We start from the raw sequence: 13,142 nt of genomic DNA, 5'->3' as shown, positions 1-13,142 counted from the left end.
GTCCCGGGGTCCGGTCCCGACGACGCGTCAGCAGGCCGAAGCCGAGATCAAGGCCCTGGCCGGCGCCCGGCCCGGGAATGGGTCATCTGGAAGGTCTACGACCGCAGCCGCCGCCAGTTGGCCAGCGTCGTCGCCCGGGACCTGCGCACCGGCAGGATCGCCGCGGTGCGCAGATCCGGGCTGCACATCGACTCCCGCGTCACCCCGACCGCGGACGGCCGCTTCGTCGTGGAGATCGCCCGCACCGCCGAGAACGCTTCCTGAACAGGGAAATGCACGTCCCCTCGCCGTTCGGGGCCAGACCGTCCCCTCCGGGCCGCAGGACAACGGCGCGGGACGTCGGGTGCGGCACCCGGTGCGGGGGTACGGCACACTTTCGGGCATGACTTCTGTGGGAGCCCGGTGTGGAACAGCAGTGCGCCGATGATCATGGACCTTCGCCGAGGGGCTCGACTTCGCCGGCACGAGGGTCCACCCGATCACCACCCACACCGTGAGCGGGCTCTCGGCGGTCAGCCGGCGCACAACTGCTCGCGCACGATTATCTCGTAGTGCTCGGCCGTCAGGCATGCCTGACGACGCAATCGGGAAAGGGGGCCAGAGCCGACTCCGGCCTGCCGTCGACAGGCCGGATCGACCATCCGGAAAACGGCATCGATCTGGTGACCGGACTACGTAGCGACACGCCGTCCTGCCGACACCGGACTCGTTGCACGGCCGCGTAGGCATCTCTCAAACACGGAGGTGAGGGACGTTGTCCGACGAGACGCAGCGGGATATCGGGTCGATCAGACTGCCGCAATGGGGCCGTGTCGAGCGAGGCGGTGGCATTGTGGGCTCTTCACAGTTGAGGGTGTAATCGCTGGCTGGATGTTGGCTGGCGCGTCGGTCCCGGGGCAGCGATGCGCAAACGCAGCCGGAGGCCCGATCTTGTGTCACCGTTCGCAGTGGACTTCTTCGAGTACCCGCTCAGATCGGTCAACGGCGCACCCGATAGCGCAGGTGAAGCACCCGGTTGCCCTGAATCACCACGTCGGGATCCTCCAACAGGTGCTGTGCGTGGACCGACCCGAAGTAGCGCTTGCCGGACCCGAACACGACGGGTACGACGTCCATGCGCACCTCGTCGACCAGGCCCGCGGCAAGCACCTGGCCACCGACGTCGCCACCGGCGACCTCGACGATGCGGTCACCCGCGAGCTCCTGCGCCTTGGCCACGGCTGCCTCGACGCCGTCGACGAAGTGAAATGGCGCCTCGGGGGCCCAGCCCTCGGGCTTCGGCCGGTGCGTCACGACGACCACGTGGTCGACCCCGCCCGGAGGCGTCCCCTCCCAGCCGTCCGTCATGTCGAAGACGTGGCGGCCGACGATTGTCGCCCCGATCTGGTCCCAGTACGGCCGGGTGTAGTCGTAGGACGTCTGCGACACCTTCACCTCGCCGCTCTCGTCCAACGGGACGTCACCGCTGGACAACCAGTCGAACAGCGGTCCGGGCTGGTCGTTCTCGTCCGCGACGAAGCCGTCCACCGACACCGAGCTGTACGTGACCACCTTGCCCACGGGGCTCTCCTTAGACCTCGACGTGCCAGACGCTACCCCTGGGGCGGGCTTTGCCTGCCCTGATCTGACCGTGTTCTGCCGACTCGACGAGCTCGGTCTCGAAGTGACCAGGCCGCGGTTCGAGCCGGACCGTGCTGTCTTGGCCTGTCGCGTCGTCGAACCCGACGGGTCGGATGAGAGGTGGTGTCGCCGCTGCGGATGCGAGGGATCGTCGCGCGACACCGTAACCCGGCGTCTGGCGCACGAGCCGCTGGGTTGGCGGCCGACCACGCTGGTGGTCCCGATCCGTCGCTATCGGTGCTCCGGCTGCGAGCATGTGGCGCCAGGACACCAGCCTGGCTGCTGAGCCGCGGGCGAAGCTCTCGCGAGGTGGTCTGCGGTGGGCACTCGAAGGCGTCGTGCGCCAGCACCTGACCGTCGCGCGTGTCGCTGAAGGACTCGTGGGCGCCTGGAACACCGCCAACGACGCCGTCCTGGCCGAGGGCAAGCGGGTCCTGATAGACGATCCGCACCGGCTCGACGGCGTCCAGGTTCTCGGCGTCGATGGATCCCCGCAGCGGTCGCGGTGATGGATCCCTTCAACGGGGTCCGCGTAGCCGGTGACGCGCTCGACAAGTGCCGGCGTCGGGTCCAACTCGCGATCCACGGCCACTGCGGTCACAAGGACGACCCGCTCTACGCCGCCAGGAGGACCCTGCACACCGGCGCCGACCTACTCACCGACAAGCAGCAGGACCGACTCACCGCCCTGTTCGCCGCCGAAGAGCATGTCGAAGTCGAGGCGACTTGGGGGATCTACCAGCGGATGATCGCCGCCTACCGTCACCCGGATCGAACGAAGGGGCGCGAGCCGATGCGGAACCTGATCGGGTCGGTCAGCGCCGGCGTTCCCGCTGCGCTGAGCGAGGTGATCACGCTGGGCCGAACGCTGAAGAAGCGCGCCGTCGACGTGCTGGCCTACTTCGACCGACCCGGCACCAGCAACGGCCCAACCGAGGCGATCAGCGGACGACTCGAACACCTCTGCGGCTCCGCCCTCGGGTTCGGCAACCTCACCACCTACATCGCCGGATCGCTACTCGAGACCGGTGGCTTCAGGCCGCTGCTACACCCTGGATTAGGAAGAGCCGCATTGTGCCCTGGCTCGTTTACGACGATGTGGGCGAGGTGGTCGAGCCAGTTCGGCGGTATCTGGCTGATTGTGTTGCCCCATCGAATCTATTTTCGCGCCAGTGCGTTTGAGGAGCAAGGTCACCAAGGGGCCGGGCTCGCGGACGGCCGGGCTCGCGCTGGCGTTCACGGTGATCGAGGCCGCTGAGGCACGCTGGCGCGCCGTGAACGCGCCGCACCTGGTCGCCCTCGTTCGGGCCGGAGCCGTGTTCGAGAAGGGAAGACTCATAGAACGACCGGTTGATGCGTCAACTACGAAGGAGGTCGCCCGACGCTCGCCCATCCACAACGATTTGACAATAACTCGTGTGGCGTCGCGATGAGTTTTGCCCTCCGGTGCAGTCTGATCTGCATGGGCAAACTCATCTATGGCTTCAACGTGTCGGTGGACGGGTACATCGCCGATGCGCAAGGCAACATCGACTGGACCGATCCGAGCGAAGAACTGCACCAGTACTGGAACGACTTCGAGCGGGAGACCGCTCTGTCGTTCTACGGGCGGCGGCTCTACGAACTGATGTCCGCGTACTGGCCGACTGCCGACAAGGCCCCGGATGCCACCCCTCTGATCGTCGACTTCGCCCGCATCTGGCGCGACATGCCCAAGGTCGTGTTCTCGCACACCCTGGAGTCCGTCGACTGGAACTCCCGCCTGGAACGCGGCGACCCGGTCGAGGTGGTGACGAAGCTGAAAGCCGAAACCGACGGCAGGCTGGAGGTGGCCGGCGCGACGCTGGCAGCACCGATCGTGCAGGCCGGACTGGTGGACGAATACCGGATCGTGGTCGCGCCCATCGCCGTGGGCGGCGGCACCCCGTTCTTCCCGACCCTGCCGTCATGGATCTCGCTGCGACTGTTGGAGAACCGCACCTTCCCGGGTGGCACGGTCCTCCTGCGCTACGAGGCGAAACACGACTGATCGGACATACACAGCCAGGCGAGCTGCGGATGCACTACGAGATACACGACTCGAACGGCACGCAAGTACTGCTGCTGCACGGCAGCCTGTTCGACATCCACCAGCAGTTCGACGAACTGCTGCCCGGGAAACTCACAGAACGACCGATCGACCCACCAACCACCCTGGAGGTCGCCTGAAACTCGCCCATCCACAGGTCTTGACAATATCTCGATCCTAGGAGCGCGCACTGTCGGACTCGGAAAGACCGGAGCGGATTGCGCAAGGCCTACTACGACGCATGGTCCGAGGTCGCATCAGTCAAAGCAATGCGACGACGGTCGCGGCAAAGACCACGGTGGAGAACCCGAATTCGGCGATCGACGGCGGCTTGTCCCACCACGGCACCCCGCAGCTCGACACATACCACCAGCCGTTCGGCCCGATGAACGACATGGTCACCACGAACGACACCGCTGCCGCGAACAGCGCCCGATTGCGCCGCGAACGCAACACCGCGGGGCCGGTCGCCACGGCAGCGAGCATCGCCACGATCGCCACCAGCAGGCACAGCACTAGGGTGAAGACCGCGAACCGGCGCGCCAGGGACCCGTCCACGGTGATCTGCAGCAGGTACTGATAGCGCAGATACCCCTGGAACCACGGCACATTCGGGCCGACCTCGTGTACGTGCTGCATCTCCAGCACAGCCGCAGGGGGTCTGGGCCGAGAAGACCGGCACCAGCACCACCAGCCCGGCCGCGACCATCGGAGCGAGCAGGGGCAACCATCCCATGTTGCGAGCCGGTGATGGGGGATGCGGGGCGATCGGGCGGGCGCCGGCGATCGATGCGGCGAAGCAGATGATGCCCGACGGGCCGGCGGTGACGGTGATCGCGCCGATGAGGATCGCGGCGGCGGCGGACAGCAGACGCCGGGTGGCGATCGCGCGTTCGACCGAACACCAGGTCAGCACGACGCCGGTGGCCTCTCGTCTTCGTTGCCCGCGGCTCGCGGTGTCCTGGCGCGGATATCGACTCGGCGGAGGTGCGCGCACGCTGCGGCCATCCCGAGTTGCCCGGGTGTGAGGGCCGGCACAGTGAACAATATAGGTCAAATGACCTATATTTTGACCATGGCTGACACGCTCACACGAGACCACGAAGGTCCGGTCCTGATCGTCGGTGGATACGGAACCGTGGGTTCCGCACTGACCGAACTCGCCGCTCCGCACTGGCCGTTGCTGCTGACCGGGCGCAATCCCGAGAAGGGCGCGGCGCTCGCCGACAAGCACGGGGCTACGGTGCGGCGCTGGGACCTAACGGATCCGGCGCCATTTCGGGCGGCGGTCCGAGCGGTGATCGGAACGGTCAACGATCCGATCGACCGGGTCTTGACGGCTGCGGTCGGCGGGGGCGTTCCGTACGTCGACATCACGCGATGGACCAGCCGCATGACCCGCGCCGTCGCCGCGGCAGCCGTGATGAGGCCACGTGCGCCGGTGCTCTTCTCGTCGGCGTGGATGGGCGGAATCACGAGTGTGGTAGCCGCTGCCCTGATATCCGAGCGCGGCGGAGTTGCCACCTCGGTCGATATCGCAGTTCGCTGGGACATGAACGACATGGCCGGCATCGATTCGGTCGACTTCATGGATCGGCTCGGATACGACTACGAGGTTCGTCGGGGCGGACTACCGGTGACGGTGGCGCCGTTGACAGATCCGCGGATCGTGAATATCGCCGGGTCGCGCACCAAGGTGGTCCGAATCGACACCCCCGAACAGCTGACGCTGCCGATCACCCTCGATGTCGGCACCGTGTCCACACGCATCGGCTTCAGCTCGGGCGCGGCCACCACGGCGTTGCTCGCAGCGAAGAAGGCCGGGTTGTTCAGGTGGGGCAAGGGGGACCGGTGGACATCCGTACGCCGGTCGTTGTTGTACTCGCCCGGCGAGGGAGGGAACGCCGAGATCCGGGTCGACGTCGACGGCGAGGGCGGAAGGACATCGGCAACGGTCGTCGATCCGCGAGGCCAAGCTCACTTGACTGCGCTCGGCGGCTTCCTCGGTTTGCGAAGAGTGCTCGATCCGACGGGGTCGGAGCCCGGTGTCACCTACCCCGAGCTGCATCCGGATCCGGCCTCGATCCTGCGATCGCTACCCGAGCACGGAGTGGAAGTATTGCGGGAATGATCTCGACGAAGGGCGGCCAACGGCAGGCCGAACTGCTCGATGCCGCCGAACGGGTACTCACGACCCGCGGCAACGCCGATGCGTCTCTGCGTGACTTTGCCGCTGCGGCGGGCGTGCGTATCGGGCACCTCCAGCACTATTTTCCGACTCGCGCCGATCTGATCCGGGCTGTGCTCGAGCGGGCGCTGCAGCGCTCGCTCGAGCGGCTCTCGTCCGCACTGGGGCTGATCGAGGAACGGGGTGAGCAGCCGGCCCTGACCAGGTCGGAAACGACGAGTCTGTTCGAGATCCTGCTCGCAGAGCAGGACGATCCGTCGTGCGTGCGGTTGTTCGTGGAGGTCTGGGCCATTGCCATGAGCGACGAGAGCACGGCCGCGGTCGTCCGCGACTTCTACACCGGATACGTCGGTCACGTGGCCGACCTCGTGGCCTGCGTTCGCCCCGATCTCGACCGGTCGCGGAGCCTCGCGGTCGCGGCGACCGTGGTCAGCCTGGTGGAAGGTGCGGCCATTGTCCACTCGACGGTCGGCGTCGGTCGTTCGGCGGAAGCGAGGAGCGAGATTATCCGGGCCGCAGTCGGATTGGTACATGGTCCCTGATGCGTCCGGGCGGGCGCTGGCTGTGACCGCCCGCCCCGGTGCCGGCGTCGTCGATGCGGTCCGGCTCGGAGCGGGGTCGCTATTCGGGGTGAGCCGAGCTCCACGCCTGCCAGATATCGGGACGGAGCCGGCCCCGATCCGGCACCGGGAGGCCTTGGGCACGTGCCCAGGCCCGAACCTCGGCGGTGGACGGCGCCGGCGGTGCCCCCTCCCCGGCGCCGCTCGCGGATTCGGCGATGTTCCCGGATTCGGCAGCGGGCGCGTCGACCGGGCGCGGTGCCGCAATGCGGGCGATCGCCGTGTTCTCTGCCTCGGCCCAGACGTAGGCCGCCGCCAGATAGCGGTAGGTCCACTGCTCCGCCAGGGCGCGGTTGTCGCAGAACACGATCGGCACGTTCGGCCAGCGCACCTGCAACTCGGCCAAGCCGTCGGCGACGGTCGCCGGCCGCACCCGCTCGAGCGCGAAGATCGCCGAGTACCGGTCCTCGACCACGATCGCGGCCCGCGGTAGGGCCGCCAGTTCGGCCAGCGCGTAGCGCAGCGTGCCGTTCGTCAGGCTCGAGACCAGGTCCGGCACCGACTTGCGTTCGACCGAGGCCACGAGGCGGTCCTCGACGAAGACCCCGTAGTCCCCGCACGGCAGTGCGCGCCTGGTGAGACCGACCTGCTGGTCGGCGAACCGGTAGGCGTAACGCTCGTGCGAGTCGACGACGATGGGCAGCTCGGCGATGCCGGCGGCCCGGGCGGTGGGTGTGCGCACGTTCGGCCGGGCCTGTTTGCGGGTCCGCGGGGACTGCCAGAACACCACGTCGCGCCCGCGCGCGGTGGTGTACACGATCTGCGATCGGTTCTCCCGGCCCCGATCGAGTACCAGATCGATTGCCGCGCCGCGCCGCGCACACGACCGCACGGCCACCCGCTCGACCACCTCGGGGTCGTCGGGCCATTCGTCGATCGGCACCGGATGGCAGTACAGCGCCTTCGTGCGCGGCCAGGTTCCCGAGGTGCGAAACACCAGCCCGCCGTCGAGGGGTACCCGCAGCAGGTAGCCCAGCTTGGACGCCGGCTCCGGATTCACCGCGATCACCATTTCCACAGCTGTCAGGGTCTCATCGCAACGCAAGGACGTCCGCGGGTGCCAGAAGTTACCCGCCGGTACACCTACCGGGGTCCGGTCGCAACCGGCATCATCGATCGTAATTGATTGATCGATTACTCAATGAGCGCGCGCAGCGGTGTGCGGTCCCGAGCAAGGAAGACGGACGTGAACTCTGTGAACGGTGAGACGGCGCTGGTGACGGGAGCGGGTCAGGGAGTGGGACGCGGCATCGCCCTGGCGTTGGCTGCGGCCGGAGCCCGGGTGGCCGTGGTGGGGAGGACGGCCGACAAGATCGAGAAGGTGGCGGCGGAGATCGAGGAGCGCGGCGGCCGCGCTGCCGCCTTCGTGTGCGATGTCACCGATGCGGCCGGGATCGATCTCCTGGTGGAGCGGGTGATCGCGCGATTCGGCGGCCTGTCGATCCTGGTGAACAACGCCCAGTCGACGGTCCACGGGCGATTGCTCGACCTCGACGAACAGGTCTATCAGCGGGGGATGGATTCCGGGCCGACCGCGACACTGCGGCTGATGAGGGCGTGTCACCCGCATCTGAAGGGCGGCGGCTCGATCGTCAATCTCGGGTCCGCGGCGGGGGTGCGCTGGGACCCGTCCGGATACGGTGGCTACGCGGCCGCCAAGGAGGCGATCCGCGTCCTCACCCGCACGGCGGCGTGTGAGTGGGCCGCCGACGGGATTCGAGTCAATGCGATTCTCCCGTTGGCCAATTCATCCGCCCTCGAGATGTGGGCGCAGGAGAGTCCGGACGAAGCGCGGGCGTATCTCGACACCGTGCCGCTCGGGCGGCTGGGCGACCCCGAAACCGACATCGGTCCGGCGGTGGTCTTCCTGTGCAGTCCGGCGGCACGGTACATCACCGGTCACTCGCTCCCCGTCGACGGCGGTCAAGCGCTGATGCGCTGAGACGTGCGACGGACATCGCTACTCGTACCTTGTCGCGGAAGAGAGAAACGTCCAGATGCCCGATGTGCTCGCACCGGCCCGGTCCGGCCCGGCTCGGTCCCGTGGCCATGTGCAATCGAATCATCAAGGAGGAGAAGGCCGAAGGGATGTTCCGCCCTGATCAACCATGCCGGGGCATATCGGTCCGCCACGACGGTGTGCTGTCCCTGCCCCCCTTCTACGTTATACACGATTCGAGGCTCTCATGAGGCCCGGAATTGTGGCCGATAATCGCCTGCGGAACGCCGGAACCTACAGGTGAGGGGCAGGGGAATGGGATATGTACTGGACTTCCGGGAGATCGATCGGACGCAGGTTGCGGTCGCCGGCGGCAAGGGCGCGAACCTCGGAGAGCTGTCGCGAATCGAAGGCATACGTGTGCCGGCGGGGTTCTGCGTGACGACTGACGCCTTCCGGCGGGTCGTGGCAGAAGTGCCGTCCCTCGACGATCGGCTCGATCGATTGTCGCGTCTCGAGGCGGCGGATCGGGATTCGATCCGCGTGCTCAGTGCGCAGATCCGCCGTGCGGTCGAAGAGTGCGTCATCCCTGACGATGTGGTGTCGGAGATCGTCCGCTCTCTCGCCCGGCTCGGTGAACAAGCCGCATATGCGGTCCGATCCAGCGCGACGACCGAGGATCTGCCGACCGCATCCTTCGCCGGTCAGCAGGACACGTACCTGAACGTCTCGGGCCCAGCGGCGATTCTCCGGCACGTGAGCCGGTGCTGGGCTTCGTTGTTCACCGAGCGAGCCGTCACCTACCGTCTGCGCAACGGTTTCGACCAGCGGAAGGTTCACATGGCGGTGGTTGTCCAGCGGATGGTGTTCCCGTGGGCGGCCGGGATTCTGGTCACGGCTGATCCCATCACCTCCAATCGGAAGGTCGCGTCGGTGGAGGCAGGCTTCGGACTCGGCGAGTCCCTCGTTTCCGGCTTGGTGAACCCGGACGTCTACAAGGTGCGTGACGGCAAAGTCACGGACAGGACCGTCGCCACCAAACAACGCGCCGTCCAAGCAGCGCCAGCCGGTGGCACGCACATGCAGGGAATCGAGCAGGAGCAGCAGAACCGATCGGTGCTGACAGATGAGCAAGTTGTGCAACTCGAGCGGCTGGGCAGAAGAATCGAAGCGCACTTCGGCAGTCCTCAGGACATCGAATGGTGCCTGGTCGACGACGGTTTCCGAATCGTGCAAAGTCGCCCGATCACCACGCTGTTCCCGGCCCCCGTGGTCGACGACGGGGAGAACCGTGTGTACGTCTCTGTCGGCCATCAGCAGATGATGACCGACCCGATGAAGCCCCTGGGGATCTCCCTGTGGCAACTGACGAGTCCGGCACCCACGAGGGAGGCGGGAGGTCGGCTGTTCGTCGATGTCACCCAGGCTCTGGCTTCGCCGGTGAAGAGAACGGGACTGCTGGACGCTCTCGGCAAGTCCGATCCGCTTCTCGGGGATGCGTTGGCGACCATCGTCGAACGCGTCGACTTCATCAGGTGGTGTCCGGACGACGGGGCCGGCGGTGTACCGGCCGGCGATGCACCTGCCCTGATCGAGGCCGACGAAGGCATCGTCGCCGAGTTGATGGCGCAGAGCCAGGCCTCTGTCGCGATGTTGAAGCGCGAGATCCGGGCCAAGTGCGGAGCGGCGCTGCTCGACTTCATCTCGGCCGACCTCAAGGAGCTGAGGCGGATCCTGTTCGACCCGCGGAGCCACCAGGTGATCACGGCGGCGATGGAAGCAGCCTGGTGGCTCAACGATCGGCTTCAGGCCTGGCTGGGCGAGAAGAACGCAGCCGACACGCTCACGCAATCGGTCCCGCGCAACGTCACGTCGGAGATGGGCCTGGCGCTCGTGGGCGTGGCCGACGCGATCCGGCCGCACCCGGACGTGGTGGCCTTTCTGCAGCACGTCGAGGACGCGGGCTTCGAGGAGGGGAGCTTCCTGGACGAGCTGGCGAAACGCGCCGGCGGCCCGCAGGCGCGCGCGGCGATCGAGGCCTACCTCGACAAGCACGGCATGCGCTGCGTCGGCGAGATCGACATCACGAGACCGCGCTGGAGCGAACGCCCCACCACCTTGGTGCCGATGCTCATGAGCAACATCAGAAACTTCGGGCCGGGCGCTGGAAAGCGACGCTTCGAGCACGGGCGGCGAGAGGCTCGCAAGAAGGAACACCAGTTGCTGGAGCGTCTGCGCGCCTTGCCGGACGGAGAGCGAAAAGCCTGTGAGGCCAAGCGGATGATCGACCGTGTCCGCGCCTTCTCCGGGTATCGGGAGTATCCGAAATACGGCATGGTCAGCCGCTACTTTGTATACAAGCAAGCCTTGTTGGGCGAGGCCGAGCGGCTCGTGCAGGCGCGTGTGCTTCGCCGCAAGGAAGACATCTTCTACTTGAGGTTCGACGAGCTGCGCGAGGTCGTGCTCACGCACCGATCGTGTGACCAGCTCATCCGTGAGAGAAAGGCCGCATTCCGCTCGTACCAGGCGCTCACGCCGCCCTGGGTGTTCACATCGGACGGCGAGGTCGTCGCCGGAAGGTATCGGCGCGAAGGCGTCCCGCCTGGAGCGCTGGCCGGTACGCCGGTGTCCGCCGGGAGTATCGAGGGGCGAGCCCGTGTCGTGTCGGATATGGCGCAGGCCGATCTCGAGGCGGGCGACATCCTGGTCACCGCCTACACCGATCCGAGCTGGACTACCGTGTTCGTCGCGATCAAAGGCCTGGTGACGGAGGTGGGCGGACTGATGACCCATGGGGCGGTGATCGCGCGGGAGTACGGATTGCCGGCCGTCGTGGGTGTGGAGGGTGCCACCCGGTTGATTCGCGACGGGCAACAGATCCGCGTGAACGGAACCGACGGGTACGTCGAGATCCTGCCCCAGCGGGACGTCTGAGGGGCAGGAACTGCGGAGCCTGTTCCAGGAGATGCAGGTCCCGATACGGGTAGACCTTCGGTGCGAGCTTGCCGAACAGTCGGACGCCGAGCGTGACCGGTTGGGGCATCACCTTCGCGAAATCGCCGACCGGTGAGCGGTGGTGCGCGCCCCGCTCGTTCTGCTCGGCGGAGTCACCGACCCGGCCGGCACGCACACCGGCACGCGATGCGTCCTGACCCCGGTCCCGAATCCCGCCTCGGAAAAGGTGTCCCGTTGAGCTGACACCCCGCAGCCACAGCGCGGGGAAATTCCTACGCTCGAGGTACCCGAGGAAGGAAGTGATCGATGCAGTCGCTCGACTGTCATGCGTGTGGCAACACCGTGTTCGTGGCGAAGTACAGCCCCGTGCACACGAGCATTCAGTGGACAGGGCCGGCCCGCGACACCTGCCGCGAGTTCGCCGCGGCGGCCCGTCCGGGGGAGACCACGACCTACCTGCCCCGCTGCGGAGCGCTGCACGAGTCGGTCGATCGAGCCGTGCGTGACGGCCGGCTCGTGCCCTCGCAGCGGGTCGAACCGTAGTCGGTCCGGCGTCTGTCGCCGCACCCGGAAGCACATCACCTGGAGGACTTCATGACTGTTGAACCCGAGACCATCGAGGTTCGGAGCATCGAGACGGGCAGCAACCCGACGCGGTACGCCCGCGGCTGGCACTGCCTCGGACTGGCGAAGACGTTCCACGACGGAAAGCCGCATCAGATCAAGGTATTCGGGACCGACCTGGTGGTCTTCGAGGATTCGAAGGGCGCCCTGCACGTCCTCGACGCCTTCTGCCGGCACATGGGCGGCAATCTGGCCCGGGGCGAGATCAAGGGCGACACGATCGCGTGCCCGTTCCACGACTGGCGATGGGGCGGCGACGGCCGGTGCGCGGAGGTGCCGTACGCCCGCCGCACCCCGAAGATCGCCAGGACGAAGTCCTGGATCAACATGGAACGCAACGGCTTGCTCTTCGTGTGGAACGACCCGCAGGGCAACCCGCCGCCGGCGGACGTGACCATCCCCGGGATCCCGGACTACGGGACCGACACCTGGAGCGAGTGGACGTGGAACACCTTCCACGTGACGGGATCGAACTGCCGGGAGATCGTCGACAACGTCGTCGACATGGCACACTTCTTCTACGTGCACTTCCAGATGCCGCAGTACTTCAAGAACGTCTTCGAGGGTCACATCGCCGCACAGCACATGCGTTCGACCGGCCGTGACGACATCAAGACGGGTGTGCAGCTGGATCTGCCGGATTCGCAGACGATCTCGGACGCGATGTACTACGGACCGTCCTTCATGCTCGACACCGTCTACACGGTCGCTGGAGACGTGACGGTCGAGACCAAGCTCGTCAACTGCCACTACCCGGTCACGCAGGACTCGTTCGTGCTGCAGTTCGGGACCATCGTCAAGAAGGTGGACGGGGTCGGGGACGAGGAAGCCGCGGCGATGGCGACGATGTTCACCGAGGGTGTGGAGACGCAGTTCAAGCAGGACGTCGAGATCTGGAAGCACAAGACCCGGATCGAGAACCCGCTGTTGACCGAGGAGGACGGCCCGGTCTACCAGTTGCGTCGCTGGTACAGCCAGTTCTTCGTCGACGTCGAGGACGTCACTCCGGAGATGGTGCAGCGCTTCGAATTCGAGGTGGATACCAGTCGGGCACTGGAGAACTGGCAGAGGGAAGTGGACGAGACCATGGCACTGCGCGGCTGACCCGCGAGCGCCGGCCCCGCGCCA

At 66.8% G+C, this 13,142-nt stretch carries 11 protein-coding genes and 3 pseudogenes; 11 read left to right on the top strand and 3 right to left on the bottom strand.

From position 1 onward, the window contains the following. The first annotated feature begins 117 nt into the window (after positions 1-117). Positions 118-264 (top strand): hypothetical protein, encoded by a 147-nt coding sequence (locus tag CQZ88_RS29720; protein WP_006930801.1) that lies wholly within the window; start codon positions 118-120, stop codon positions 262-264. A gap of 714 nt (positions 265-978) precedes the next feature. On the opposite strand, the gene CQZ88_RS03395 is transcribed toward CQZ88_RS29720, so the two are convergent. Beyond that, complete coding sequence (locus CQZ88_RS03395; protein ID WP_102799255.1) at positions 979-1,560, bottom strand: dihydrofolate reductase family protein; 582 nt, start codon at positions 1,558-1,560, stop codon at positions 979-981. Between the two features lie 22 nt (positions 1,561-1,582). Here CQZ88_RS03395 and CQZ88_RS03390 point away from each other — a divergent pair. From CQZ88_RS03390 to CQZ88_RS29715, 4 genes and pseudogenes are all read left to right on the top strand, one after another. Then, positions 1,583-2,680, top strand: a pseudogene (locus tag CQZ88_RS03390) (transposase); the annotation flags it as partial. A gap of 88 nt (positions 2,681-2,768) precedes the next feature. Then, positions 2,769-3,053 (top strand): annotated as a pseudogene (locus CQZ88_RS03385) (hypothetical protein); the annotation flags it as partial. Positions 3,054-3,082: 29 nt separating this feature from the next. Further along, entirely contained in the window at positions 3,083-3,649 is a 567-nt protein-coding gene (locus CQZ88_RS03380; protein WP_006930815.1) for a dihydrofolate reductase family protein, read from the top strand. A gap of 29 nt (positions 3,650-3,678) precedes the next feature. Continuing rightward, positions 3,679-3,828, top strand: a complete 150-nt coding sequence (locus CQZ88_RS29715) for a hypothetical protein (RefSeq protein ID WP_157127562.1) — start codon at positions 3,679-3,681, stop codon at positions 3,826-3,828. A 124-nt stretch (positions 3,829-3,952) separates the two neighbouring features. On the opposite strand, the pseudogene CQZ88_RS03375 reads toward CQZ88_RS29715, so the two are convergent. Continuing rightward, positions 3,953-4,616 (bottom strand): annotated as a pseudogene (locus CQZ88_RS03375) (arabinosyltransferase domain-containing protein); the annotation flags it as partial. A gap of 96 nt (positions 4,617-4,712) precedes the next feature. On the opposite strand from CQZ88_RS03375, the gene CQZ88_RS03370 reads away from it, so the two are divergent. Together CQZ88_RS03370 and CQZ88_RS03365 are read left to right on the top strand one after the other, a co-directional pair. Further along, positions 4,713-5,819, top strand: coding sequence for a saccharopine dehydrogenase (locus CQZ88_RS03370; protein WP_258008427.1), 1,107 nt, complete (start codon positions 4,713-4,715; stop codon positions 5,817-5,819). Further along, the gene (locus tag CQZ88_RS03365; RefSeq protein WP_102799253.1) at positions 5,816-6,418 is read left to right on the top strand and encodes a TetR/AcrR family transcriptional regulator; all 603 of its coding nucleotides are present in this window, start codon (positions 5,816-5,818) and stop codon (positions 6,416-6,418) included. Before CQZ88_RS03370 ends, CQZ88_RS03365 begins: the two co-directional genes overlap by 4 nt. A 79-nt stretch (positions 6,419-6,497) precedes the next feature. On the opposite strand, the gene CQZ88_RS03360 is transcribed toward CQZ88_RS03365, so the two are convergent. Next, the gene (locus CQZ88_RS03360; RefSeq protein WP_065922176.1) at positions 6,498-7,508 is read right to left on the bottom strand and encodes an ERCC4 domain-containing protein; all 1,011 of its coding nucleotides are present in this window, start codon (positions 7,506-7,508) and stop codon (positions 6,498-6,500) included. Positions 7,509-7,682: 174 nt separating this feature from the next. On the opposite strand from CQZ88_RS03360, the gene CQZ88_RS03355 reads away from it, so the two are divergent. The 4 genes from CQZ88_RS03355 to CQZ88_RS03340 all read left to right on the top strand — a co-directional run bounded on the left by CQZ88_RS03355 (position 7,683) and on the right by CQZ88_RS03340 (position 13,118). Continuing rightward, positions 7,683-8,438 carry an SDR family NAD(P)-dependent oxidoreductase gene (locus CQZ88_RS03355; RefSeq protein ID WP_084648594.1) on the top strand — a complete coding sequence of 252 codons (756 nt, stop codon included), beginning with the start codon at positions 7,683-7,685 and terminating at the stop codon, positions 8,436-8,438. 312 nt (positions 8,439-8,750) lie between these two features. Further along, on the top strand, positions 8,751-11,369 hold the full coding sequence (gene rph, locus CQZ88_RS03350) for a rifamycin-inactivating phosphotransferase (RefSeq protein ID WP_065922178.1): 2,619 nt from the start codon (positions 8,751-8,753) through the stop codon (positions 11,367-11,369). A gap of 327 nt (positions 11,370-11,696) precedes the next feature. Then, positions 11,697-11,933 (top strand): hypothetical protein, encoded by a 237-nt coding sequence (locus CQZ88_RS03345; RefSeq protein ID WP_006930830.1) that lies wholly within the window; start codon positions 11,697-11,699, stop codon positions 11,931-11,933. 51 nt (positions 11,934-11,984) lie between these two features. Beyond that, a complete protein-coding gene (locus CQZ88_RS03340; protein ID WP_029545685.1) occupies positions 11,985-13,118 on the top strand; it encodes a Rieske 2Fe-2S domain-containing protein in 1,134 nt (377 codons plus the stop codon). Positions 13,119-13,142: the final 24 nt, after the last annotated feature.

Origin of the sequence: Rhodococcus sp. ENV425 (assembly GCF_002887785.1) — a bacterium.
Taxonomy (GTDB): Bacteria; Actinomycetota; Actinomycetes; order Mycobacteriales; family Mycobacteriaceae; genus Rhodococcus; species Rhodococcus aetherivorans.
Note: the sequence above shows the minus strand (reverse complement) of the source record. Positions and strands in the feature narration are given on the sequence as shown.